Here is a 24,948-nt window from a genome sequence, read left to right as displayed (position 1 = left end):
ACCGGGCGAGGATGAAGCACAGGGCGGGTCGGATCCGCTCGCTGAGCGAGGGAGACGGCGACGTGTCGACGGTGAACAGTTTCGGAGCGAAGGACACCCTGGCGGTCGGTGGCACCGACTACGAGGTCTACCGGATCGACCGGGTCCCCGGGTACGAGAAGCTCCCGTACAGCCTCAAGGTGCTGCTGGAGAACCTGCTGCGCACCGAGGACGGCGCGAACGTCACGAAGGCGCAAATCGAGGCGCTCGGCGCCTGGGTGCCGCAGGCCGATCCGGACACCGAGATCCAGTTCACCCCCGCGCGCGTGGTCATGCAGGACTTCACCGGCGTGCCGTGCATCGTCGACCTCGCGACCATGCGCGAGGCCGTGGCCGAGCTCGGCGGCGACCCGAAGCGCATCAACCCGCTCTCGCCGGCCGAGATGGTCATCGACCACTCCGTGATCGCCGACCTCTTCGGCAGCGAGAACGCCCTCGAGCGCAACGTCGAGCTCGAGTACGAGCGCAACGGCGAGCGCTACCAGTTCCTGCGCTGGGGCCAGACCGCGTTCGACGACTTCAAGGTCGTCCCGCCGGGCACCGGCATCGTGCACCAGGTGAACATCGAGCACCTCGCCAAGGTCACCTACGCGCGGACCTTCGACGCCGGCGACGGCGAGCAGGTCCTGCGGGCCTACCCGGACACCTGCGTCGGCACCGACTCGCACACGACGATGGTCAACGGCCTGGGCGTGCTCGGCTGGGGCGTCGGCGGCATCGAGGCCGAGGCGGCGATGCTCGGCCAGCCCGTCTCCATGCTCATCCCCAAGGTCGTCGGCTTCAAGCTGAACGGCGCGATCCCGACCGGCGTCACCGCGACCGACGTCGTGCTCACGATCACGCAGATGCTGCGCCAGCACGGCGTGGTCGGCAAGTTCGTCGAGTTCTACGGCGAGGGCGTCGGACAGGTGCCGCTCGCGAACCGCGCCACGATCGGCAACATGAGCCCGGAGTTCGGGTCCACGGCCGCCATGTTCCCCGTCGACGACGTGACGATCGACTACCTGCGCCTCACCGGGCGCGACGAGCAGCAGCTCGCGCTCGTCGAGGCCTACGCCAGGCTGCAGGGCATGTGGCACGATCCGAGCGTCGAGCCGGTCTTCAGCGAGTACCTCGAGCTCGATCTCGCCACCGTCGTGCCCTCGATCGCCGGCCCGAAGCGCCCGCAGGACCGCATCATCCTCGGCGAGGCGAAGGAGCAGTTCGGCCGCGACCTCGGCAACTACGCCGGCCAGGAGCACTCGCTGGTCGACGCCGCGGTGGAGGACACCTTCCCTGCCTCCGACCCCGTGGGCTTCACCCCACAGGATGAGGATACGGCGGACGAGGAGACGGCGCATCGGCAGCACCGGCACGTCAGCCACGCCCCGACGGTCTCCAAGCCGACCGAGGTCGCCCTCGCCGACGGCCGCGAGTTCACGATCGACCACGGCGCCGTCGCGATCGCGGCGATCACCTCGTGCACCAACACGTCGAACCCGAGCGTCATGCTGGCCGCCGGCCTGCTCGCGCGCAACGCCGTGCAGAAGGGCCTGACGTCGAAGCCGTGGGTCAAGACGACGCTCGCGCCCGGCTCGAAGGTCGTCACCGACTACTACGCGAAGGCCGGACTGACGGACGACCTCGAGGCGCTCGGCTTCCACACCGTCGGCTACGGCTGCACGACCTGCATCGGCAACTCGGGCCCGCTGCTCGACGAGATCTCGCAGGCGGTCAACGACAGCGACCTCGCCGTGACCGCGGTGCTCTCCGGCAACCGCAACTTCGAGGGGCGCATCAACCCCGACGTGAAGATGAACTACCTGGCGTCGCCGCCGCTCGTCATCGCCTACGCGCTCGCGGGCTCGATGAACTTCGACTTCGAGGCGGATGCGCTGGGCACGGGCGACGACGGACAGCCGGTGTACCTCAAGGACATCTGGCCGGATGCGGCCGAGGTGCAGAAGACGATCGACGAGTCGATCGACGCGGACATGTTCGACACCCAGTACGCGTCGGTCTTCGAGGGCGACGACCGCTGGCGCAACCTGCCGACCCCGACCGGCTCGACCTTCGAGTGGGACGCGGAGTCGACCTACGTGCGCAAGCCCCCGTACTTCGAGGGCATGGCGCTCGAGCCGTCGCCCGTCACCGACATCGCGGGAGCGCGCGTCCTGGCGAAGCTCGGGGACTCGGTCACGACCGACCACATCTCGCCGGCCGGATCGATCAAGGCCGACAGCCCGGCCGGTCGGTACCTCACCGAGCACGGCGTCGAGCGCAAGGACTTCAACTCCTACGGATCGCGGCGCGGCAACCACGAGGTCATGATCCGCGGCACGTTCGCGAACATCCGCCTCAAGAACCTGCTCCTCGACGGCGTGGAGGGCGGCTACACCCGCGACTTCACCACGGCGGACGGTGCGCAGTCGTTCATCTACGACGCCTCGCAGCACTACCAGGAGCAGGGCACGCCGCTCGTCATCTTCGGCGGCAAGGAGTACGGCTCGGGCTCCAGCCGCGACTGGGCCGCGAAGGGCACCTCCCTGCTCGGCGTCCGCGCCGTCATCACCGAGAGCTTCGAGCGCATCCACCGTTCCAACCTGATCGGCATGGGCGTCGTGCCGCTGCAGTTCCCGGCGGGCGAGACGGTGGAGTCGCTGGGCCTGGACGGCACCGAGGTCGTGTCGATCACCGGCATCGAGCAGCTCAACGAGGGCGCGACCCCCAAGACCGTGCGCGTCGTCGCCGAGCCGAGCGAGCACTCGCCCGCGGGCAAGCAGACGGTCGAGTTCGACGCGGTCGTCCGCATCGACACCCCCGGCGAGGCGGACTACTACCGCAACGGCGGCATCCTGCAGTACGTGCTGCGCTCGCTCCTCTGAGCTGATCGCGGCAGCGCGGAGGGTCCGGATCTCCTCGGAGATCCGGACCCTTCGTCGTTCAGTGCGCCGGCGCGGCGAGCAGCGCGGCGGCGACCTCGTCGAGCGCGGCCAGCAGCGGCTGCACGATCGCGACGTCAGCCGACTCGGCATGCAACGCGGCGGCGGCGTCGGCGAGGGGCCCTCCGCCGATGACGACCGCCACGGCGCCCCGAGCGGCGGCCTCCGCGACCGCGGCGCGCAGCTCGAGCACCGTGCGCGCCTCGTCGCCCGCCAGGTGCTCCGCGGCACTCGTCGTGAAGACCGAGCCGAGGAAGCCGGCACCGCCGTGATCCTGCGCGAGCTGCGACAATCGCTGCGCCAGCGCGGGGGTGGTGGTCGCGATCGCCCACGGCCCGAGGCCGGAGGCGGCGCGCACGGACGCCGCGCCGATGCCGACGACGGGAACGCGCATCCGCTCACGCAGCGCGTCCGCGCCCGGGTCGCCGAAGGCGCAGACGATCACCGCGGCCACGTCGTCGAACTCGGGCTGGTCGAGGTCGAGCCGTGCCATGCGCGCCGCCGCCGCGTCCAGCGCCTCGGGACCGGTGAGGATCCTCGGTGCCTCCGCATCGGCGATCGCCGTGAAGCGCAGCTCGGGATGCGCCGCCTCGGCGAGCGCGCGCAACCTCGCCGTGGTGGCAGGAGAGCTGTTCGGGTTCACCAGGAGCACGCGGGGTACGGCGTTCATGCGTCCTCCGCCATGGGCCGACCGACCGTCTCGGCGGGGAACCGCACGGCGATCGCGCACACGGCGAACAGGCACGCCAGCAGCGCGAACATGCCGCCCACGCCGGCCGTGTCGAGCACCGCGCCGGAGACCAGCGGGAAGAGGCCGCCCGAGAGCGAGCCCAGCGCGAGGATCACGGAGGTGCCGAGTCCGCGGATGCGGGTCGGGTACTGCTCCGGCGCGAACAGCCAGATGGTGGTGTTCAGCACGATCACCGCGAAGTTGAACAGCGCTCCGAAGAGCAGCACCAGCGCGATGCCGGTGCCGAGGAACCCGAAGCCGAGTGCAGCACCGAGGCCGATCAGGGCAGCCACCGTGAGGGTCAGCCGGCGGGCGAGGCGCCGCGCGATCAGCGCCGCAGCGAGCGCACCGAGCAACGAGCCGGACTGCATCACGAGGGTGTACCAGAGCGCGCTCGTGATGGACAGCCCTCGATCGGTGAGGATGATCGGGATGAGGGTGAGCATGGAGATCTGAGCGGCGTAGGACATGCAGACCGCCACGCCCAGCGCGATCGTCGTGCGGCGGAAGCGTCGTGCGAAGAGCTCGGTCCAACGTGCCTGCGGCCTCGCCGCCTCGCGGGTCGCATCCGCGGTCAGATAGGTCTCCTCGTGGGCGAGCGGCCCGCGCAGCCGCCCCGCGGCGAGGCGGTTGATGACGGTGTTCGCCTCGGCGATGCGGCCGGTGGCGGCGAGGAACCTCGGCGTCTCCGGAAGACTGCGGCGGTATACCACCACCGCCAGGGCGGGCAGCACGAGCAGCCCGAAGAGCCAGCGCCAGCGGTCGTCCCCGGTGAAGACGGCGAAGACGATGACGCCGAACAGCGGCGCGAGCATGTTGCCGAGCCCGGCGGCGGCGACGTTGATGAGCCCGACGGCCGTGCCACGGTGTTTGGCGGAGAAGAACTCCGACAGCATGATCACGGCCGTGGCGATTTCACCGCCGAGGCCGAGTCCCACGATGAAGCGCGCGAGCACGAGCACGCCGTAGTTCGGCGCGAAGGCGCACAGCAGGGAGCCGAGCGCGAAGATCAGCAGGTTGAGCCCCAGGAGCTTGCGGCGACCGAGGCGGTCCATGACAGCACCGGCGAGGATGCGGCCGAGCGCGACCGCCGTGAACGTCGCGGTGTTCAGCAGACCGATCTGCGTGCCCGCCAGGCCCCAGTCCTCCGCGAGCACCGGGCCGGCGATGCCGACGGCGTTCTGCTCGATGGCGTCGAAGAACACACCGAACAGCACCATCGCGACGATGCCGAGGTGGGCGCCGGTGACGCCGATGCGCGCATAGGCGCGCTCGATCTGCTGACCGAGGGTCTGCGCCCCCGTGGGCGCTGCATTCGTGGTGGTCATGGATTCGCGCTCTCTCTCGACGGCGGTGTATCGCAATTGGTATACCGAAGCTACTGCGCCGCATGTTTCGTCCGCGTGAATTCCCGCGCGGTCGGAGCGCTCGCTACGATCGCTGTCATGCGGGTAGACCGGACCGATCGTGGCTGAGGCGACGGCGGTGCTCTCCCGGCGGGTCCGGGAGGAGCTGCGCGCGCGCATCCTCGACGGTCGTCTCGCTCCGGGGACGACGCTGCGCGAACGGGAGCTCGCCGACGAGCTGGGGGTCTCGCGGGTGCCGGTCCGCGAGGCGCTGCCCTGGCTGGAGCTGTCGGGTCTCGTGGTCCTGCGCCCTCATCGCAGCGCGGTCGTCACGGCCGTCCGCCGTCGTGATGTCGACGAGCTGTACGACCTCCGCTCCGCGTTGGAGCCGTTCATCGCGGGCCGAGCCGCCGCTTCCGTGCGCGACGGCGATGCGGCGAAGCCCCTGCTCGATGTCGTCGCCGCGGCAGGCGCCGCCCTCGCGGAGGGTGCGCTGGACGCGTTCCACCGGGAGAGCTCCCGCTTCCACGGAGCCGTGGAGGCCATCGCCGGCAACGAGCTGTACCTGACGACGATGGGGCCGCTGCACGACCGCAGCAGCCGGTTGAATCTCGCCAACGCGCGATCGGAGCCGGAGGTCCGCCACCGGGAGCATGCGGCGATGGCCGAGGCCATCGCCGCGGGGGCCGTCGACCTCGCTGTCGCGCTGGCGCTCGTCCACGTGGAACGCGGACGCGAGCGCACGTTGGCGACCCTGCGCTCCCTGCCCGCGTTCGAGGAGTCGGGCGAGAACGCCTGAGCCGAGGACCGCTCGCTCCGTCGGCGGCGGGGTGGCGTCCGGTGCCGGGAGCGCTGGTGCCCGAGGCGCTCAGCCCCTCACTGCGCCGGCCGTCGTGACTGACGGATGCGCGGTACCGACCGGCGTGCGGTCGCACGGGGCGTCGCGCGCGGCTCGACCCTGGCCGGTCGGTGCGCCGCCGGAGCGCGGGCTCCGTTCCGCCGGGGCGGCGGTCGGCCTCTCCGTCGATGCCGGGTCGACATGGCGGCCGCGGTCGGCGCGAGCATCGCGGTCTGGTGAACGGCGTCGGGCCCGGCATCCGAGAGGATGCCGGGCCCGACGTCCGCGTTCAGCGGGTGCCGCGGATCGGCGGCGAGTGGAAGGTGCTCCCGAACACCCGCTCGGACGCTCCGACGCGGTCCAGGTACGGCGTCGCGCCCCCATCTGGAACGGCCAGCCCGCGCCGAGCACGAGGCAGAGATCGATGTCCTCGGGCGCGGAGACGACCTCGTCGTCCAGCATCCGCTTGATCTCGTCGGCCAGGCCGTCCTCGACCCGGCGCAGGATCTCCTCCTCCGACATGGGTGCGGTGCCGCCGGCGACGATCCCCGCCGCCCGCTTGTCGACGCCCTTGACCTTGCCCTTCGCATCCCGCTCGAAGATGCGCCCGTGGTCGGCGAGCCGGTGCAGGTTGGCGCTCTCGAAGAAGCGGTCCGGGAACGCAGCATGGTGCGTGTCGAGCACATGGGCCCCGACCTTCAGTCCGACGAGCTCGAGCAGCTCGAAGGCGGTCATCGGCAGTCCGAGGGGACGGATGGCGCGGTCCACGGTCTCGAACGGCGTGCCCGTGTCGACGGCGTGCATCGCCTCGCCGAGCAGCTTCGCGAGGATGCGATTGACGACGAAGCCGGGCGCATCCGCCGTGATCACGGCGTTCTTCTTGAGCTTCGCGGCCGTCGCCATCGCCGTGGCCAGGGTCGTCTCGTCCGTGCGCGTCGCGTTCACGACCTCGAGCAGCGGCATGACGGCCACGGGGTTGAAGAAGTGGAAGCCGACGACCCGCTCGGGGTGCTCGAGACGCTCGGCGATGCGGTCGACGGAGAGCGACGAGGTGTTCGTGGCGAGCACGGTCTCGGGGCCGACGTGCCGCTCCACCTCGGCGAAGACCTGCTGCTTCACCCCCAGCTCCTCGAACACGGCCTCGATCACCCAGTCGCAGTCGGCGAAGTCCGCGAGATCGGTCGTGCCGCTCACGAGTGCGCGCAGCCGGTTCGCCTCGTCCTGCGAGATGCGGCCCTTCTCGCGCAGTCCGTCGAGCTCGTCGCGGATGAAGGCGAGACCCTTGTCGACACGCGCCTGGTCGAGGTCGGTGATCACGACGGGCACCTGCAGGCGGCGCACGAAGAGCAGCGCGAACTGCGAGGCCATGAGCCCGGCGCCGACGACGCCGACCTTCGTCACGGGCCGGGCGAGCTCCTTCGGCGGCGCGCCGACCGGCTTCTTCGCGCGCTTCTGCACGAGGTTGAACGCGTAGATGCTCGCCCGGAACTGGTCGCCCGCGATGAGATCGGCCAGCGCCTCGTCCTCGCGGGCGAAGCCGTCGGCGACGGAGCCGCTCTTCGCCGCGGCGAGCAGTTCGAGCGCGGCGTAGGGCGACGTCGCGACCGTGCCGATGCGGGACTCGAGCGTCTTGCGGGCGATGCCGATGGCGATGTCCCACTTCGCCAGCCGCTCCAGCTTGCCCGGGGCGTTCGGGCGCTTCACCTGCGTCGCGCCGCTGATCACGCCGTCCGCCCAGCGGATGGAGTCCTCGAGGAAGTTCGCCGGCTCGAACAGCGCATCCACGATGCCGAGCTCGAACGCGTCCTTCGGCTTCAGCGTGCGGTTCTGCTTGAGCGGGTTCTCGATGACGACCTTGAGCGCGTTCTCGATGCCGATCAGGCGCGGCAGCAGCGTGGCCCCGCCCCAGCCCGGGATGATCCCCAGGAACACCTCGGGCAGGGCGATCGCGGCCGCCGACGCGTCGACGGTGCGGTAGTCGGCGTTGAGACCGATCTCCACGCCGCCGCCCAGCGCGAGGCCGTTGATGAAGACGAAGCTCGGCACGCCGAGCTCGGCCTGCTTGCCGAGAGCGAGGTGGCCGAGCTGCGCCATCTTCCTGGCGTGCTCGCGGCTCGGGATCTGTCCGACCTTCGACAGGTCGGCACCGGCGGCGAGGATGAACGGCTTGCCCGTGACGGCGACGCCGCGGATCTCGCCGCGGCCCGCGCGCTCCCGCAGCGCATCCATCGTCGCCGCGAACTCGAGCAGCCCCTTCGGGCCGAAGGTGCTGGGACGGGTGTGGTCGCGTCCGTTGTCGAGGGTCACGAGCGCGAGCAGTCCGCCGCTCGGCAGCGGCACGTCGCGTACGAAGGAGTGCGTCACGACCTCGTCCTCGCTCAGCGCCTCGAGGCCCGAGAAGTCGATGCCCGCGTACTGGTCGATCGCGCTCATCGCTTCGCCGCCTTCCGGTCGTAGTTCGGGTTCTCCCAGATCACGGTGCCGCCCTGCCCGAGTCCCACGCACATCGCGGTGAGGCCGTAGCGCACGTCCGGGCGCTCCTCGAACTGCCGGGCGAGCTGGATCATGAGGCGCACGCCGGACGAGGCGAGCGGATGGCCGACGGCGATCGCTCCGCCCCAGGGGTTCACGCGCGGGTCCTCGTCGTCGATGCCGAAGTGGTCGGTGAAGGAGAGCACCTGGATCGCGAAGGCCTCGTTGAGCTCGAAGAGGCCGATGTCGTCGATCGACAGCCCGGCCTTGCGCAGCGCCTTCTCGGTGGACGGCACCGGGCCGATCCCCATGATCTCCGGCTCCACGCCCGCGAAGGCGAAGCTCACGAGGTTCATCTTGGCGCCGAGGCCGAGCTCCTTCGCGGCGCTCTTCGAGGCGAGCAGCGACACGGTCGCGCCGTCGTTGAGGCCCGAGGAGTTGCCGGCGGTCACCCGGCCGTGCGGGCGGAAGGGCGTCTTGAGTGCGGCCAGTCCCTCCATCGTCGTCTCGGGGCGAGGCGCCTCGTCGCGGGTCGCGAGCCCCCAGCCCACCTCGGAACGGACGGCGACCGGCACGAGGTCCGGCTGGATGCGGCCGGCCTCGTAGGCCGCCGCGAGCTTGTGCTGGCTGCGCATCGCGTAGCGATCGGCGCGCTCCTTGGTGAGCTGCGGGAAGCGGTCGTGGATGCGCTCCGCCGTCCTGCCCATGTTGAGCGCGTCCTCGCTCACCAGGCGCTCCGCCACGAAGCGAGGGTTCGGGTCCGCGTCGAAGCCCATCGGGTGCCGGCCCATGTGCTCCACCCCGCCGGCGATGGCGACGTCGTAGGCGCCGATGCCGATCGAACCGGCCATCGTGGTGACCGCGGTCATCGCGCCGGCGCACATCCGGTCGATCGCGAAGCCGGGCACGCTGCGGGGGAGCCCCGCCAGCAGCGCGGTGGTGCGACCGAGCGTCAGGCCCTGGTCGCCGGTCTGTGTCGTCGCGGCGATCGCCACGTCGTCGATGCGGTCCTTCGGCAGCGAGGGATTGCGATCGAGCAGCCCCACCATGCTCTTCACGACGAGGTCGTCGGCGCGGGTGCGCCAGTACATCCCCTTCTCCCCGGCCCTGCCGAACGGGGTCCGCACCCCATCGACGAAGACGACGTCAGTACTCGTGGCCACTTTGCCTCCCGGTTCGAGTCGGTTCGCCCGATCCTAGGGAGGCCGCCGCGCCCGCCGGAAAGCGGTAGGGCGGAACCTACGATCAGGCGTCGGACGCGGTGGCGGGCTTTTGCGGGTCCTCTACAACACCAGGCTGCTCCGCTTGGAGGAAGGACTGCACGATGGCGGGCACGACGGCCTCCCGCTGCCAGTCCCGAGCACCCGCGTCGGCGAGCGCGGCGTCCACCGCGTGCTCGGTGACGGGAGCCGGCGGGTTCCAGGCGAGCCGCCGGAGCAGCTCCGGCGTGAGCAGGTTCTCGATGGGCAGTGCGCGCTGCTCCGCGACGGCGACCAGCTCCGCGCGGGCGAGCTTCAGCCGCCGGTCCGCCTCGGGGTTGCGCTCCGCCCAGGCGCGGGGCGGCGGCAGCGCGTCGCTCTGCTGACGCAGCACGGGCAGGTCCTGGGTTGCGCGCCCGCGCTCGATCGCCTCCCACCAGCGGTCGAGCTGGCTGCGGCTGGCGCGCCCGTTGAACTCCTTGAGGGCGCCGAGGTCGCGTTTGCTGGCCGGCATCGACCGCGCCGCCGCGACGAGCGCCGCATCCGGTACCAGCCGTCCGGGGGAGGTGTCGACCTCGCGCGCGTAGGCGTCGCGCGCCTGCCACAGCTCGCGGGCGACGGCGAGACCGCGAGCGCCGCGCACCGTGTGCAGACCGGAGAGACGTCGCCACGGCTCCGCGCGGGGCGGCTTCTCCTCGCGGGCGACGAGCGCGGCGAACTCCTGCTGCGCGATGCCGACCTTGTCGTCGCGCTCCAGCAGGCCCTGCACGGCGTCGCGCAGGTCGGGCAGCAGCTCGACGTCGAGCGCAGCGTAGACGAGCCACGCCTGCGGCAGCGGCCGCGTGGACCAGTCGGCCGCGGAGTGCTCCTTGGCGAGGTGGATGCCCAGCAGCTCCTCGACGACCGTGCCCAGACCGACCCGCGGCAGGCCGAGCAGGCGTGCCGCGAGCTCGGTGTCGAAGACGCGGGTGGGGTCGAGCCCGACCTCGCGCAGGCAGGCGAGATCCTGGCTGGCCGCGTGCAGCACCCACTCCTCGTCGCGGATGGCGTCACCCAGCTCGGAGAGGTCGCCGATCGCCGGCGGGTCGAAGAGGAACGTGCCGGCGCCGCGCCGGAAGACCTGGATGAGGTAAGCGCGCTGCGAGTACCGGAAGCCGGAGGCGCGCTCGGCGTCGACGGCGACGGGCCCGTGGCCAAGGCGGATGGCCGCGACGGCGTCGCGGAAGCCCTGGACGGTCTCGATGACGGGCAGCGGGGCTCGCTCCGCCTCAGCGGCGCTCGCTGCGCCGTTCGCAATAGATTCAGTCACGCGTGATCCGGTGGGCCGACAAGAGGCTCACCCCTTCTCCATTCGGGGGCATGCCCGAGAGCATGCACAGCAGTTCGCCCCAGCCCTCGACATGGCTCGAGGCCTCCGCGTCGAGCGGGCTCCACGAGGCCCGCAGCTCGAGCTGCGCGCCGTCGCCCTGGCTGGCGAGTTCACCATATCCGGTCGAGATCACCTTGGTCGCGGTGCCGGAGGCGGCGGCGTAGCGGGCACCGAGCGCGTCGAGGGCGTCGACGAGCCACGACCAGGCGACGTCGGCGAGGAAGGGGTCCACCCCGATCTCGGTCTCGAGCGGTGCCTGCGCGAAGCAGACGACCCGGAACGGTCCGCCCCACGGCTCCGGCTCGGCCGGGTCGTAGAGCAGCACGAAGCGCCCCGTGCCGAGCGCCGAGTCCGCCCCGTGCGGAGTGCCGTGCACGTCGGCCGCGAGCGCGTAGGCGTACGGCGCCAGGCCGGTCGGCGCCGGGATCTCGGTGACGGTGAGCGCCGCGCGCAGTTCCACGCCGCGGATCGCGGCCACGGCGGCTGCGAACGGTTCGGGGACGGGCTCGGCGTCGCGGGTGTCGGGCACGGCTGCAGACTACGGCGATGTTGGTACCGTCGAGTCGGAGGCGCGCCGAGCCGCGACCGGCATGGCATCGCGCTCCGAGTGGAGGAGGAGTGCCGTGCCGCAGCCGCCCAGGACCGCATCGGGGAGGACGTCCGGCCGGGCCGGTCTCATCGCAGCCTCCGTCGCCGTCGGCACCGCGGCGGTCGCGCTGATCGGTGCGGCGGGGTTCACCGCGATGGTGGCCCGGCGCATCGTCACACCGCCGCGTCGACGCGACGCCGACATCCGCATCCTCGCCGTCGACCGCGACCCCGCGGGCGGCGAGCCCGACACGATCACGATCTCGGCCACGGCCGACACGGTCGTTCCGGGCCGGTACGGGCTGTGGTTCGACGACGATCGCGGTTACGCGCGCATGGGCGACATCCTCGAGCGCAGCGGCGAGCGGGTCGTGCGCGAGCTGCTCTCCGTCGAGAGCGGGGTGCTCGTGCCCGGTCTCCGCGGCCGCATCAGCGGCTGGGTCCACCGGCACCCCCGCGAGCTCGGCGTGCCCGTCGAGGAGGTCGTGGTCGACACCGAGGGCGGGCCGGCCCCGGCGTGGCTCGTGCCGGCGGAGGAGGGGACCGGGCGCTGGGTGGTGCAGGTGCACGGCCGTGCGGCCGCCAGGGGCGAGACGATCCGCGCCGTGCCCGTGTTCCGGGAGGCCGGGTACAGCAGCCTGATCATCTCCTACCGCAACGACCCGGAGGCCCCGCCCAGCCCGGACGGGCGCTACGGGCTGGGCGACACGGAATGGCGCGACGTCGAGGCCGCGGTCGAGTTCGCGGTCGAGCGCGGCGCGACGGAGATCGTGCTCATGGGCTGGTCCATGGGCGGCGCCTCGGTGCTGCAGGCCGCGATGCGGATGGCGCCGCAGCGGCAGGAGCTGCTGCGCGGCATCGTGCTCGAGTCGCCGGTCGTCGACTGGTACACCACGCTCGAGTTCCAGGCGGCCACGTTGCGGGTGCCGCGGGCGATGCGACTCGGCGCCCTCTCGGCCATCAGCAGCCGTTGGGGCCGCCTCGTGACCGGCCAGAGCGCGCCGATCGACCTGCGGGCGATGGACCTCGTGACCCGGCACCTCGAGCTGGTGCTGCCGACCCTCATCCTGCACAGCGACGACGACGGCTTCGTGCCCGCGACCGCGTCACGGGCGCTCGCGGACGCGCGCCCGGACATCGTGCGCCTCGAGGCCTTCGACACGGCCCGCCACGTGAAGCTGTGGAACTACGACCGCGAGCGCTGGGAGGGCGCGGTGCGGCGGTGGCTCAGCGAGCGCGACGCCATCGCGCGTACAGCGCAGAGCGCTCGTCGCTGAGCAGCCCGTTCAGGCGCATCGACCGCGGCGGCGCGCTCGTGCCGAGCACGGGCAGCGCCGCGCCGCCCGCCATCGGGCTCGTGGTGAGGCAGAGCTCGTCGACGAGGTCGCGCTCGAGCAGCGCACCGGCGAGGGCCGGTCCACCCTCGCACAGCACATGCGCGAACCCGCGCTCGCGCAGGGCGGCGAGGGCGCGCTCCAACGGCACCCGCCCATCCTCGCCCGGCAGCACGACCACCTCGGCGTCGGGCAGCTGCCGACGCGCGGAGTCGGCGCCCGTCGCGGTGGTCAGCACGAGCAGCCTGCCGGGCTCCGCCCGGGTCAGCCGGTGGCCGTCCAGATCGCCGGATGCGGTGAGCACCGCCAGAGCGGCCGTGCGCGGCATGCGGTACCCCTCGCTGCGCACCGACCGTGCTCCGACCAGCACGACGTCGGCGAGGGTTCGCAGCAGGCCCAGGATGCGGCGGTCCACCGGGTCGCTCAGGCCGTCGGAGAGTCCGGAGCCGTCGCTCGCCGCGCCGCCGATGCCGGCGACGAGGTTGAGGCGCAGGCCGGGAGCGGGGGAGTAGGCCTCGAGCAGGTGCGCATCCGCATCCGCCGCCGTCAGATCGAGATCCGGGCCGGCCGGCAGCAGCCGGCGCAGCGCGCTGCTCACGCCCGCGCCGTCCGGCGTTCCACGACCTGACGCTTGGCGCGCGCCAGCATCGCCGTCATGCCGCGGATCCGCAGCGGGCTCACGGCGGCGGTGAGCCCGATGGTGCTCGGGAAGTCGGCAGGCACCGCGAGCACCTGGTCCGCGCTGAGCCCGTCCAGCCCCTGCACGATGATGGAGGCGAAGCCGCGCGTGGTCGGCGCCTCGCGCGGCGCGGTCGCGTGGACGTGCACGGTGTCGTCGTCGACCTCGACGAAGAGGAACACCGGCGACTGGCACTCCTCGACGCGCTCGAGCAGGTCGGGGTGCTCCGCGTAGCGATCCGGCAGCGCGGGCAGCTCGTTCGAGAACTCGAGCAGCAGCTGCAGCCGGTCCGGCTGCTCGAGCGCGAGGAAGTCGTCGCGGATCTCCGCGAGCTGGGAGGGCAGCGGCTCGGTCATCGCGCCGCAGCCTCTCCCGGCTCCGCGCCGGTGGCGATCGGAACCCGCACCGCGCTGCCCCACTCCGTCCACGAGCCGTCATAGTTGCGCACGTCGCGTTGGCCGAGCAGGTGGCGCAGCACGAACCAGGTGTGGCTCGACCGCTCGCCGATGCGGCAGTAGGCGATCACCGCATCCGCTTCGCCGATACCCGCCTCCTGGCGGTAGATCGCGTCGAGCTCGGCCCGGGAGCGGAAGGTGCCGTCCTCGGCGGCGGCACGCGCCCAGGGGACGTTGCGCGCGGTCGGGATGTGGCCGGCGCGCAGGGCGCCCTCCTCCGGGTAGGCGGGCGCGGTGGTCCGCTCGCCGCGGTACTCCTCGGGCGAGCGCACGTCGACGAGCGGGCTGCCGAGGTGGGCGAGCACGTCGTCGCGGTAGGCCCGGATCTCGTCGTCGTGACGCTCGACGACGGGGTAGTCGGTCGCAGGGCGCTCGGTGCGCTCGGTGGTGAGCGGCCGCCCGGACGCGACCCAGAGGTCGCGGCCCCCGTCGAGCAGGCGCACGTCGTCGTGGCCGAAGAGAGTGAAGACCCAGAGCGCGTAGGCCGCCCACCAGTTGTTCTTGTCGCCGTAGATGACGACCGTGTCGTCACGGGCGATGCCCTTGCGGCTCAGCAGGTCCGCGAAGCCCGCCCCGTCGACGTAGTCGCGCTGCACCGGGTCGTTGAGCTCGGTGTGCCAGTCGACCTTCACGGCGCCGGGGATGTGCCCCGTCTCGTACAGCAGCACGTCCTCGTCGGACTCGACCACGACCAGCCCCTCGCGACCGAGGTTGGCCTGCAGCCACTGCGCGCCGACGAGGCGTTCCGGATGGGCGTAGTCCGAGAAGCGGGGGTCGTCGTCGTGCTCGACGGTCATGCGGTCTCCGATCGCTGCAGGGCGCGCCTAGAGTGGTGCGCGCCGGGCCGACTCCCGAATCTACGCCCCGCCAGCTGACGCGGTGGTGGGATGACGCCCGCGGACGACCTGCCGATCACTGCGGATGCGAGCACGATGACCCACGAGACCCGAGACCTGAGCGCGCCGAGCCTGGTGCTGCGCGACCCGGCGGTCGAGCCGTCCGAGATGGTGGGCCACCTCGTGCCGCCGCCGCAGTTCGCTCACGCGACGCTGGAGGGCTACCGGCCGGACCCGGAGCATCCGACGCAGCAGCAGGCCGTCGACGCCGTCGAGCGCTTCCTCGCGGGGGCCGGGGGCGGCGGCGGCGGGTTCTTCCGCAAGCGGAAGGCCGCGCCCGTGAAGCCGGGCCTCTACCTCGACGGCGGCTTCGGCGTCGGCAAGACCCACCTGCTCGCCGCCCTCTGGCACGCGCACCGCGGGCCCAAGCGCTTCGGCACCTTCATCGAGTACACGGCCCTCGTGGGGGCACTGGGCTACCAGGGTGCGGTCGAGGCGCTGCGCGGCTCGGCGCTGCTGTGCATCGACGAGTTCGAGCTCGACGACCCGGGCGACACCATGATCATGTCCCGGCTGCTCGGCGAGCTCGTCGCCGGCGGCACCCGGGTGGCCGCGACGTCGAACACGCCGCCGAACGCCCTGGGGGAGGGGCGCTTCGCCGCGGCCGACTTCCTGCGCGAGATCCAGGCGCTCGCCGACCGCTTCGAGATCCTGCGCATCGACGGCCTGGACTACCGCCGCCGCGACGCCGAGGGCAGTGCCGTCGTCACCGCCGAGGCGGAGCTGGGCGAGCGGATGCGCAGCCTCGGCGCGCAGGTCGCGGACGACGGCTTCGAGGCGGTCGTGCGGCATCTCGCCCGCGTGCACCCCTCGAAGTACTCCGCGCTCGTCGCGGGGCTCGACGGCGTGGTGCTGCGCGACGTGGTGCCGCTGCACGACCAGGCGCAGGCACTGCGCTTCGTCGCGCTGGTGGACCGCCTCTACGACGCGCAGGTGCCGGTGCTCGCCACGGGCGCGCCCCTCGACGAGGTGTTCGCCGGCGGCATGCTCACGGGCGGCTACCGCAAGAAGTACCTCCGTGCGATCTCGCGGCTGATCGCCCTGACCTCCGCGGCAGCCTCCAGGTAGCCGCGGAGACTGCCGAAACGCACTGTTTACAAAGGGCGAATCGGCGTTACATTCCCGAAACACCGGGTGACTCCGGTCGAAACCTGCTCTCGCCAGACTCGGGTCACCGCGAACATGATCCGAGTGCTCGCGGGGATCCCTTGCACCCGTAGAGAGGTTTCGAAATGGACCAGGGCAATACTGCCTTCCTCCTGTTCGCCGCTGCATTCGTCCTGCTCATGACTCCCGGCCTCGCCTTCTTCTACGGCGGCCTGGTCAAGGCGAAGAGCGTGATCAGCATGATGATGATGAGCTTCGGCGCCATCGGCCTGATCGGCGTGCTCTGGGTCGTCTACGGCTACGCCGTGACCTTCAACAGCGCCGAGGGGACGAGCCCCCTGTTCGGCATCGACACGGCGGCGATCAACCTGAACAGCCTCCTCGAGGTCCCCGAGGGCGCCGCCTACCCGCCGCTCGCCTTCGCCGCCTTCCAGGCGACCTTCGCGATCCTCACCGTCGCGCTCGTCTCGGGAGCCATCGCCGACCGCGCGAAGTTCGGTGCCTGGATGGTCTTCGCCGCGGTCTGGTCCACGCTCGTCTACTTCCCCGTCGCCAGCTGGGTCTTCAACTTCGGCCTGGCCGAGGACGGCTCCTTCGCCTACGGCGGCTGGATCACGCACGGCATGCAGGAGACCTTCGGCGTCGGCGCGATCGACTTCGCCGGCGGCACCGCGGTGCACATCAACGCGGGTGCGGCCGCCCTGGCCCTGGCCCTGGTCCTCGGCAAGCGCGTGGGCTTCGCCAAGGGCGCGCACGTGCCGCACAACCCGCCGTTCGTGCTGCTCGGCGCCGGTCTGCTCTGGTTCGGCTGGTTCGGCTTCAACGCGGGCTCCGAGCTCGCCGCCGACGGTGTCGCCGCGCTGGCCTTCATCAACACGATCGCCGCCCCGGCCGCCGCACTGCTCGCCTGGCTCGTGGTCGAGAAGATCAAGGACGGCAAGGCCACCTCGGTCGGTGCCGCATCGGGCGCCGTGACGGGTCTCGTCGCGATCACCCCGGCCTGCGCCTCGATCGACCCCATCTGGGCCATCGTGCTCGGCCTCATCGCCGGCGCGGTCTGCGCTCTCGCGATCGACCTCAAGTTCAAGCTCGGCTTCGACGACTCGCTCGACGTGGTGGGCATCCACCTCATCGGCGGTCTGATCGGAACGCTCTACCTCGGCTTCTTCGCCAACGGCACCGGCCTGTTCATGGGCGGCGACGCCACGCAGCTGCTCGTTCAGGCCATCGCGGCCTTCTCGGTGCTGATCTACTCGTTCGTCGGGGCGTTCGTCATCGGCCTCGCCATCGAGAAGACGATCGGCTTCCGCGTGAAGAACGAGGACGAGATCGCCGGCATCGACACGGTCGTGCACGGCGAGGAGGGGTACGTCTTCACCGAGAAGGTGTGACCCGATCCGTCATCGGCCGGAGGGGCGTCGCCAGCTGGCGGCGCCCCTCCGGCGTCTCCGGAGGTCGGCCGCCGCGTCGGCCCGACCGACCTGCTCCTACGATCGGAGCATGGGGATCGACGCCGAGCACGCGCCGCGCGACCGCGCCGCGCCGCCTGCGGGCAGGGTCCGCCGCGATCTCCTGCGCCGACGAGCGGTCCGGTGGATGCTCGCGGCGGCGGTCCTGATCGGCCTCTGGCTGAGCGTGGCCTCGGAGGAGGCGATTGCCCGCTGGGCGCAGGTCGCCCTCGGTGCGATCGCCGTGGCCGCGGCCGCCGCCAGCCCGCGGTGGTCGGCGTCGGCCGTCCCGCTGAGCGGTGCTGCGACCGCCGCGGCATGGCTGGCCGGTCTCACCGCCGACCCGTTCGTGCTGACGGGTTTCGCGGTCTTCCGCCTCGCGGAGGCCCGCGGGCGGCAGCGCTTCCCCTGGTGGCTGCTCCTCGGTGCGCTCGTCGTCGCGGTGGTCGCCCTGCTGCTCGGCGCCGATGGTGCAGAGGAACGCTTCCGCACCGTCCTGCTCAGCACCGTCGTGCTCGCCGGTGCCTGGGCGCTCGGAGTCCGCTCACGCGAGGCCGAGGCGGCGGCGGCGGAGCAATCGAGGGCGCAGGAGCGTCTGCACCTGGCCCGCGACGTGCACGACGTGCTGTCGCACTCCCTGGGGGCGATCGGCGTCCGCGCGGGTGTCGCTGCGCACGTCCCCACGGTCCGGGAGGAGCAGCTGCGCGAGACGCTGCGGGGGATCGAGGAGGACGCGCGATCCTCGCTCTCGGAGCTGCGGGATCTCATCGCGCGGGTGCGCGCCGACTCCGATGCCTCCAGCCCGCTCTCCGCGGCGCTCGCGAGCGTCGTCCGCGCGGCCGAGCGGACGGGGGTCGCGGTGCAGCTCGACGCCGACCCCGCCGCCCTCGACGACCTGCCCGCAGGGGTCGGGACGACGGTGCTGCGCACCGTTCAGGAGTCGGTGACGAACGCGCTGCGCCACGCGGCGGCGTCGTCCATCGGCGTGCAGGTCGTCACCACGCCCGACGCGGTGGCCGTCCGAGTGCTCGACGACGGCCGCGGCGTGTCCGGCGCGATCCGGGCGGGGCACGGGCTGATCGGGCTGCGCGAGCGGGCCGAGCTCCTCGGCGGCTCCGCGTCGTTCGCCTCCGCACCCTCCGGCTTCACGGTGTCGGTCGTGCTGCCGCGCTCCGCCGGGCCGGCCAGCGGTGGACGCCGATGAGCGACATCGCGGTGCTGCTCGCCGACGACGAACCGTCGATCCGCTCCTCCCTCCGTCTGCTCGTCGACAGCGAGGCCGGGATGGAGGTCGTGGGGGAGGCCGAGGATGGGCGGGGGGCGATCGAGCTGGCGGGGGAGTTGCACCCCGATGTCGTCCTCATGGACGTCCGGATGCCGAGCATGGACGGCATCGCCGCGACGCGCGCGCTGACGGCGCGGGGCGGTGCGATGCGCGTGATCGTGCTCACCACCTTCGACCTCGACGAGTACGTCTACGGGGCCCTCGCCTCGGGTGCCTCCGGCTTCGTGCTGAAGAACAGTCCGCCGGCCGAGGTGCTGCGCGCGATCCGGGTGGTGCACGAGGGGAACGCGCTGCTCGCACCCGAGGTGACGAAGCGCCTCATCGGCCGGTTCGCCGGCCGCCACGAGCACGAGCTGCTGGCGCACCTCACCGCGCGGGAGCGCGAGACGCTGGTGCTCATCGGACGAGGCAGGTCGAACGCCGAGATCGCGGCAGCGCTGTTCGTCACGGCGACCACGGCGCGCACCTACGTGAGCCGCGTCATGGCCAAGCTGCAGGCGCGGGACCGGGCGGGTCTCGTCGTGATCGCCTACGAGAGCGGCCTGGTGACGCCCTCGGCGCACTGAGCCGGGGCGGACGATCGTCGACGCCCGCAGACTGACAGCCGGCAGGCGGCCCGGTTGGCTCGACGGCATGATCGAAGTCAGTCACCTGGTCAAACGCCACGGCTCGCGAGCCGTGGTGCACGACGTCACCTTCACCGCCCATCCCGGTCGGGTCACCGGTCTCCTGGGACCGAACGGAGCGGGCAAGAGCTCCACCCTGCGCATCCTGCTGGGGCTCGACCGCGCGACGAGCGGCACGGCCCTGATCGGGGGTCGCCCGTACCGATCGCTGGATCGCCCGCTGCTGGAGGTGGGAGCGATGCTCGACGGACCGGGCGCGAACAGGGGCCGCACGGCCAGGGCGCATCTCACCTGGGTGGCGCAGTCGAACGCCATCGCGGCACGGCGCGTCGACGAGGTGCTCGAGCTCACCGGTCTGCGCGAGGCGGCGAGGACGCGGATCGGCCGGTTCTCACTCGGCATGGGGCAGCGCCTCGGCATCGCCGCCGCGCTGCTCGGCGACCCGGACGTGCTCGTGCTGGACGAGCCGACGAACGGCCTCGACCCTGATGGCATCCGCTGGACGAGACGTCTCCTGCGCTCGCTCGCGGACGCGGGGAAGACGGTGCTGGTCTCCAGCCACCTGATGGGCGAGATGGAGGGCATCGCGGATGACGTGGTCGTGATCGCCCGGGCCGGAGTCCTCGCGTCGGGCACCGCCGAGGCGGTCACCGGAGATCACGCGACGCTGGAGGAGGCGTTCTTCGCACTGACGGATGGGCAGGCTGCGTACCGCGCCTCCGGCTGCGACGGGACGGCCCCGTGACGTGCCGGCTCCGATCGGCGACGTCGCTCTGCAGAGCGGAGTCGACGAAGCTCTTCACGGCTCGTCCCACGTGGGTCCTCGCGCTGCTGGCGATCCTCGGCACCTGGCCGATGGCGTGGAGCAACGCCGCATCGTCGGTCGCGCTCGACTCGGACGACCCGCGCCTGTTCTCCTCCGAGCCCGTCCCGCTCGAGTTCCAGGGATTCGAGATGGCCGGTCTGGGCTACGTGCTCGTGATCGTGCTGGCGGCGCTCCACGCCGGCAGCGAGTACGGCGGCGGCCGGCAGCTCCGCACGCACGACGCTGCTCGCCACTCCGCGCCGATGGCGCGTCTTCACGGCCAAGGCGCTGCTCCTCGCGGCCTCGGTCGGGGCGATCGGCGTGCTCACCATGTGGGGCACGCTGGTGATCACGCACGCGTCGGGCACGACGGGGGTCGACCCATGGGCGCTGCGGCCCGCCATCTGGGCGAACCTCGGCGGGGTGGTGCTGGCGTGGGTGCTCACCGCGCTCATCGCGTTCGCGGTCGGCGTGCTCGCCCGCTCCGCGATCCTGCCGCTCATCCTCATCGTGCCGCTCGTGATCGGCGTGGGCGATCTCCTGGCGGGACTCTGGAGCGGGGCGGCGTGGCTCCCGGTCGCCGCGGGAGCCGCGCTGTACTCGGACCCGGCGGCCGGCACCCACCTCGACCCGCTCGCCGGCGGTCTCGTGCAGGCGGGTTGGACGCTCCTCCTGCTCGGTGCCGCGGCGGTCTCCTTCGTGCGGCGGGACCTGTGAGCATGCGCACGCTCCGTGCCGAGTGGACGAAGGCGATCACGCTCCGCAGCATCGCGGGCGCCATCGTCGCAGCGCTCCTCCTCCCGCCCCTGCTCGCGGTCGCCTCCGGGATGGCCTTCGATGGGGGCGGTGTCGCGGGACGCTCGTTCCCCGTCGCATCGCACGGCTTCGAGACCGCCGGCTTCGGGCAGCCGCTCATCATCCTCGTCGCCGCACTCGTCACCGGCACCGACTACCTCGACGGTCAGCTGCGCACCACGCTGGCCGCGACGCCGAGACGCGACGGGGTGCTCGCCGCGAAGCTCCTCGCAATCACGGCCGTCGCGCTGCTCGTGGGCCTCGTCTCCACCGGGGCCGCAGTCGTCCTGAAGCACTCGATCCTCGGGGAGCACGCGCTACGCATCGACGAGTTCACGCCGGCGATGGGCTGGAACCTGCTCGGCGTGGCGGTGAACTACGCGCTGATCGGCCTGATCGCCGCCTCGGTCACGATCATCGCCAGGAGTCTCATCGTGACGCTCGTCGTGCTCGTGCCGGTGGTACTGGGCCTCTCCATCTCGCTGCTCGGGGTCGTCCCCGCCCTGCGATTCCTGCCGGACCTCGCCGGGATGCAGCTGCTCACGGCCTACCCCGGGGTCGGGCTGCTCGATCCCGTGCCCGGAGGCATCGTCATGGCGGGGTGGGCCGTGGCGCTCGGGGTGGCTGCCCGTTGCTGCTTCCGGTTCCGCGACACCGCCGGCTGAGGGGCGCCACTGCGATTCGAGCGCCTCAACGACGAAACCCCCGCCGGAGCGGGGTTTCTCACGTGGGCGATACCAGACTCGAACTGATGACCTCTTCGGTGTGAACGAAGCGCGCTACCAACTGCGCCAATCGCCCGTGATGAGACCATCCTGCCACAACTCCACGGGCTCCGTTGACCATGCGGGCGGGTCGCCCCCCGGTCCTCCTGTCCGACGCCTCCGCGCCACGCCCGGGCCGACCTCGATTTGCACGGCGCTGAGACATCCGTATAGAGTCTCTCTTGTTCGCAGCGATGCGAAACGCGGATGTGGCGCAGTGGTAGCGCATCACCTTGCCAAGGTGAGGGTCGCGAGTTCGAATCTCGTCATCCGCTCGAGTCGGCCCCTCCCAGGAGGGGCCAGCTTACGGTAAGGACCCACGCGGTGGAGTGGCCGAGAGGCGAGGCAGCGGCCTGCAAAGCCGTATACGCGGGTTCGAATCCCGTCTCCACCTCCATCGGTGCACACCGGTTTCGGTGCACGTCGAATGGGCGATTGGCGCAGCGGTAGCGCGCTTCCCTGACACGGAAGAGGTCACTGGTTCGATCCCAGTATCGCCCACCATCGAGAACCCCCGCTTCGGCGGGGGTTCTGTCGTTGCGGGCGGCTTCCTGCTCGGGGACCCGAGCCCGGCCCGCGCCGACGTCGGCGGAGGCGGACTCCAGGACTACAGTGGGAAGCCGGTCCGCTCGGGCCGGAACCCGCATCGCAAGGAGCCGAATCCCCGTGTCAGAGCCGTCCGCCAGCCCCGCATCCGAGCTCACCCCGGTCGAGGCGACGGAGACCACCACGGGCGACGCGCTCTTCTCGGACAAGTCGGTCGTCGCGGTGCGCATCGACGGCGAGCTGCGCGACCTGCACGCCGCCGTCGCTGCCGGCGAGCTCGCCGAGCCCGTGACCATCGGCTCGCCCGACGGGCTCTCGATCCTGCGCCACTCCGCGGCCCACGTCGTCGCGCAGGCCGTGCAGACGATCAACCCGGAGGCGAAGCTGGGCATCGGCCCGCCCGTCACCGACGGCTTCTACTACGACTTCGACGTCGAGACCCCCTTCACCCCCGAGGACCTCAAGGCCATCGCGAAGCAGGCCGAGCGCATCGTCCGCCAGGGCCAGCGCTTCAGCCGCCGCGTCGTCACGGAGGACGAGGCGCGCGCGGAGCTCGCCGACGAGCCCTACAAGCTGGAGCTCATCGGGCTCAAGGGCGGGGCGGCCTCCGGGAAGGACGGCGAGAGCGTCGAGGTCGGCGGTGGCGAGCTGACGATCTACGACAACCTCGACCCGCGCACCGGCGAGGCGGTCTGGAAGGATCTCTGCCGCGGCCCTCACCTGCCCAGCACCCGCCTCATCGGCAACGGCTTCGCGCTCATGCGCGTGGCCGCCGCCTACTGGCGCGGCAGCGAGAAGAACCCGCAGCTGCAGCGCGTCTACGGCACCGCCTGGCCCACCAAGGACGAGCTGCGCGCCTACCAGGAGCGCCTCGAGGAGGCCGCCAAGCGCGACCACCGCAAGCTCGGCAAGGAGCTGGATCTCTTCTCCTTCCCCGAGGAGATCGGCTCGGGCCTCTCGGTCTGGCACCCGAAGGGCGGCATCATCCGCCACGAGATGGAGGCGCACGCGCGGGCGCGTCATCTCGCCGAGGGCTACAACGTGGTCTACACGCCGCACCTGGCGAAGGCCGACCTCTTCTCGATCTCCGGGCACCTGCAGACCTACGCCGACGGCATCTGGCCGCCCATCCGCATGGACGAGGAGACCGACGACGAGGGCAACGTCGTCAAGCAGGGCGCCGACTACTACCTCAAACCCATGAACTGCCCGATGCACATCCTCATCTACAAGGAGCGGCAGCGCAGCTATCGCGACCTGCCCCTGCGGATGAGCGAGAACGGCACCGTCTACCGCAACGAGCTCTCGGGCGCCCTGCACGGCCTCACCCGCGTGCGCGGCTTCACCCAGGACGACGCGCACCTCTTCGTCACCCCCGACCAGCTCGAGGGGAGGTGACGAAGGTGCTCGAGTTCATCGTCTCGATGCTGCGCGACTTCGGCCTCACGGACTTCGAGCTCGAGCTGTCGATGCGCGACGACGAGAAGGACAAGTGGATCGGCAGCGAGGAGTACTGGGAGCACGCGACGGGCGCCCTGCGCAACGTCGCCCTGGCCACCGGGCTCAAGCTCACCGAGGTGCCCGGCGAGGCCGCCTTCTACGGCCCGAAGATCGACCTCAAGACCCGTGACGCGATCGGCCGAACCTGGCAGCTGTCGACCGTGCAGGTCGATCCGAACCTGCCCGAGCGCTTCGAGCTCGAGTACACGGCCCCGGACGGCAGCAAGCAGCGGCCGATCATGATCCATCGCGCGCTGTTCGGCTCGATCGAGCGATTCTTCGCGATCCTGCTCGAGCACCATGCCGGCGCCTTCCCGGCCTGGCTCGCGCCCGTGCAGGTCGTGGGCATCCCGGTCGCCGGCGACTTCGCGCCGTACCTCGGCGAGATCGTCGACCGCCTGCGGCGCCACGGCGTGCGCGCCGAGCTCGACGACTCGGACGACCGGATGCAGAAGAAGATCCGCAACCACACCAAGGCGAAGGTGCCGTTCCAGCTCATCGCGGGCGGGGAGGACCAGGCGGCCGGGGCGGTGAGCTTCCGCTTCCGCGACGGTCGTCAGGACAACGGCGTGCCGGTCGACGAGGCCGTGACGCGCATCCTCGAGGCCATCGAGTCCCGGGCGCAGGTCTGATGACGCGCCGCGATCCCGTCGAGGGCGGACCCGTCGAGTCGTCCGACGACTTCGGGGGCGTCCCCGACGGGATGCAGCGGCTGTGGACCCCGCACCGGATGGTCTACATCGAGTCGGGCCAGGAGCCCGAGCGGGCGCACTGCCCGTTCTGCGCCCAGCCGGGCATGAACGACGACGAGGGGCTCATCGTGGCGCGCGGCGAGCACGCCTTCGTGCTCATGAACCTCTACCCGTACAACACGGGTCATCTGCTCGTGTGCCCGTACCGCCATATCGGCACCTACGACCTCGCGACGTCGCAGGAGATCCTCGAGATCGGCACGCTCACCCAGACGGCGATGCGGGTCATCACGGAGGTCATGCGGGTCGACGGCTTCAACATCGGCATGAACCAGGGCCGCCTGGCGGGCGCCGGCATCCCCGACCACCTGCACCAGCACATCGTCCCTCGGTGGTCGTTGGACTCGAACTTCCTGCCGATCATCGCGAAGACCAAGGCGCTGCCGCAGCTGCTCGGCGAGGTGCGGCAGTCCCTCGCGGACGCCTGGCCCTCCTAGACGTCCGCCGGTGCGAC

The 24,948-nt window shown here is 71.7% G+C and carries 19 protein-coding genes, 4 tRNA genes and 2 pseudogenes; 15 read left to right on the top strand and 10 right to left on the bottom strand.

The genetic code is table 11. From position 1 onward, the window contains the following. Positions 1-62 precede the first annotated feature (62 nt). Positions 63-2,903, top strand: a complete 2,841-nt coding sequence (locus tag QQK26_RS04395) for an aconitate hydratase (protein WP_284230417.1) — start codon at positions 63-65, stop codon at positions 2,901-2,903. Positions 2,904-2,961: 58 nt separating this feature from the next. Here QQK26_RS04395 and QQK26_RS04390 read toward each other — a convergent pair whose 3' ends face one another. Both QQK26_RS04390 and QQK26_RS04385 read right to left on the bottom strand, forming a co-directional pair. Continuing rightward, positions 2,962-3,630: an aspartate/glutamate racemase family protein gene (locus QQK26_RS04390; RefSeq protein ID WP_284230414.1), complete on the bottom strand. Its 669-nt coding sequence runs from the start codon at positions 3,628-3,630 to the stop codon at positions 2,962-2,964. Further along, positions 3,627-5,018 (bottom strand): MFS transporter, encoded by a 1,392-nt coding sequence (locus QQK26_RS04385; RefSeq protein ID WP_284230412.1) that lies wholly within the window; start codon positions 5,016-5,018, stop codon positions 3,627-3,629. The genes QQK26_RS04390 and QQK26_RS04385 overlap by 4 nt, the downstream gene beginning before the upstream one ends. Before the next feature lie 139 nt (positions 5,019-5,157). Here QQK26_RS04385 and QQK26_RS04380 point away from each other — a divergent pair, with 139 nt between their 5' ends. Then, positions 5,158-5,835, top strand: coding sequence for a GntR family transcriptional regulator (locus QQK26_RS04380; protein WP_284230410.1), 678 nt, complete (start codon positions 5,158-5,160; stop codon positions 5,833-5,835). A 328-nt stretch (positions 5,836-6,163) separates the two neighbouring features. Here the strand turns inward: QQK26_RS04380 and QQK26_RS04375 are convergent. From QQK26_RS04375 to QQK26_RS04360, 4 genes and pseudogenes are all read right to left on the bottom strand, one after another. Continuing rightward, positions 6,164-8,307, bottom strand: a pseudogene (locus QQK26_RS04375) (3-hydroxyacyl-CoA dehydrogenase NAD-binding domain-containing protein). Continuing rightward, entirely contained in the window at positions 8,304-9,509 is a 1,206-nt protein-coding gene (locus QQK26_RS04370) for a thiolase family protein (protein ID WP_284230408.1), read from the bottom strand. The pseudogene QQK26_RS04375 and the gene QQK26_RS04370 overlap by 4 nt, the downstream one beginning before the upstream one ends. Before the next feature lie 82 nt (positions 9,510-9,591). Beyond that, on the bottom strand, positions 9,592-10,854 hold the full coding sequence (locus QQK26_RS04365) for a ribonuclease D (RefSeq protein WP_431307980.1): 1,263 nt from the start codon (positions 10,852-10,854) through the stop codon (positions 9,592-9,594). After that, positions 10,847-11,443: a DUF3000 domain-containing protein gene (locus QQK26_RS04360; protein WP_284230406.1), complete on the bottom strand. Its 597-nt coding sequence runs from the start codon at positions 11,441-11,443 to the stop codon at positions 10,847-10,849. Before QQK26_RS04360 ends, QQK26_RS04365 begins: the two co-directional genes overlap by 8 nt. Positions 11,444-11,537: 94 nt before the next feature. Here QQK26_RS04360 and QQK26_RS04355 point away from each other — a divergent pair, with 94 nt between their 5' ends. Further along, the gene (locus QQK26_RS04355) at positions 11,538-12,779 is read left to right on the top strand and encodes an alpha/beta hydrolase family protein (protein WP_284230404.1); all 1,242 of its coding nucleotides are present in this window, start codon (positions 11,538-11,540) and stop codon (positions 12,777-12,779) included. Here the strand turns inward: QQK26_RS04355 and QQK26_RS04350 are convergent. From QQK26_RS04350 to QQK26_RS04340, 3 genes are read right to left on the bottom strand one after another with little or no spacing between them, the layout of a single operon-like run. Next, complete coding sequence (locus QQK26_RS04350; protein WP_284230402.1) at positions 12,730-13,434, bottom strand: dihydrofolate reductase family protein; 705 nt, start codon at positions 13,432-13,434, stop codon at positions 12,730-12,732. The two genes, QQK26_RS04355 and QQK26_RS04350, sit on opposite strands and share 50 nt — an antisense overlap. Next, positions 13,431-13,871, bottom strand: coding sequence for a SufE family protein (locus tag QQK26_RS04345; RefSeq protein WP_284230399.1), 441 nt, complete (start codon positions 13,869-13,871; stop codon positions 13,431-13,433). Before QQK26_RS04345 ends, QQK26_RS04350 begins: the two co-directional genes overlap by 4 nt. After that, positions 13,868-14,767: a sulfurtransferase gene (locus QQK26_RS04340; protein ID WP_284230397.1), complete on the bottom strand. Its 900-nt coding sequence runs from the start codon at positions 14,765-14,767 to the stop codon at positions 13,868-13,870. The genes QQK26_RS04345 and QQK26_RS04340 overlap by 4 nt, the downstream gene beginning before the upstream one ends. Positions 14,768-14,902: 135 nt before the next feature. Here QQK26_RS04340 and zapE point away from each other — a divergent pair, with 135 nt between their 5' ends. The 7 genes from zapE to QQK26_RS04305 all read left to right on the top strand — a co-directional run bounded on the left by zapE (position 14,903) and on the right by QQK26_RS04305 (position 21,597). Further along, entirely contained in the window at positions 14,903-15,934 is a 1,032-nt protein-coding gene (zapE, locus tag QQK26_RS04335; protein ID WP_284234440.1) for a cell division protein ZapE, read from the top strand. Positions 15,935-16,098: 164 nt separating this feature from the next. Next, the gene (locus QQK26_RS04330; RefSeq protein ID WP_284230395.1) at positions 16,099-17,364 is read left to right on the top strand and encodes an ammonium transporter; all 1,266 of its coding nucleotides are present in this window, start codon (positions 16,099-16,101) and stop codon (positions 17,362-17,364) included. Positions 17,365-17,473: 109 nt separating this feature from the next. Further along, positions 17,474-18,625 (top strand): sensor histidine kinase, encoded by a 1,152-nt coding sequence (locus QQK26_RS04325; protein WP_284230393.1) that lies wholly within the window; start codon positions 17,474-17,476, stop codon positions 18,623-18,625. Then, positions 18,622-19,272 carry a response regulator transcription factor gene (locus tag QQK26_RS04320; protein WP_284230391.1) on the top strand — a complete coding sequence of 217 codons (651 nt, stop codon included), beginning with the start codon at positions 18,622-18,624 and terminating at the stop codon, positions 19,270-19,272. Before QQK26_RS04325 ends, QQK26_RS04320 begins: the two co-directional genes overlap by 4 nt. Before the next feature lie 67 nt (positions 19,273-19,339). Next, positions 19,340-20,077: an ABC transporter ATP-binding protein gene (locus QQK26_RS04315; RefSeq protein WP_284230389.1), complete on the top strand. Its 738-nt coding sequence runs from the start codon at positions 19,340-19,342 to the stop codon at positions 20,075-20,077. A gap of 381 nt (positions 20,078-20,458) precedes the next feature. Beyond that, on the top strand, positions 20,459-20,854 hold the full coding sequence (locus QQK26_RS04310) for a hypothetical protein (protein ID WP_284230387.1): 396 nt from the start codon (positions 20,459-20,461) through the stop codon (positions 20,852-20,854). A gap of 2 nt (positions 20,855-20,856) precedes the next feature. Then, positions 20,857-21,597, top strand: coding sequence for an ABC transporter permease (locus QQK26_RS04305; RefSeq protein ID WP_284230385.1), 741 nt, complete (start codon positions 20,857-20,859; stop codon positions 21,595-21,597). Positions 21,598-21,660: 63 nt separating this feature from the next. On the opposite strand, the gene QQK26_RS04300 is transcribed toward QQK26_RS04305, so the two are convergent. After that, positions 21,661-21,733, bottom strand: a tRNA-Val gene (locus QQK26_RS04300). 166 nt (positions 21,734-21,899) lie between these two features. Between QQK26_RS04300 and QQK26_RS04295 the strand changes: the two genes are divergently transcribed. The 5 genes and pseudogenes from QQK26_RS04295 to QQK26_RS04275 all read left to right on the top strand — a co-directional run bounded on the left by QQK26_RS04295 (position 21,900) and on the right by QQK26_RS04275 (position 24,931). After that, positions 21,900-21,971 (top strand) — tRNA-Gly (locus tag QQK26_RS04295). 48 nt (positions 21,972-22,019) lie between these two features. After that, positions 22,020-22,093 (top strand) — tRNA-Cys (locus QQK26_RS04290). 32 nt (positions 22,094-22,125) lie between these two features. Continuing rightward, positions 22,126-22,200 (top strand) — tRNA-Val (locus QQK26_RS04285). Positions 22,201-22,362: 162 nt separating this feature from the next. After that, positions 22,363-24,374: pseudogene (gene thrS, locus QQK26_RS04280) on the top strand (threonine--tRNA ligase). Next, positions 24,374-24,931, top strand: coding sequence for an HIT family protein (locus QQK26_RS04275; protein ID WP_284230382.1), 558 nt, complete (start codon positions 24,374-24,376; stop codon positions 24,929-24,931). The pseudogene thrS and the gene QQK26_RS04275 overlap by 1 nt, the downstream one beginning before the upstream one ends. The last annotated feature ends 17 nt before the right edge of the window (positions 24,932-24,948 follow it).

This window comes from Arenivirga flava, from assembly GCF_030161575.1.
In the GTDB taxonomy this organism is placed as follows: domain Bacteria; phylum Actinomycetota; class Actinomycetes; order Actinomycetales; family Microbacteriaceae; genus Arenivirga; species Arenivirga flava.
The sequence above is the reverse complement of the archived record's forward strand: the minus strand, read 5'-3'. Positions and strand labels throughout refer to the sequence as shown.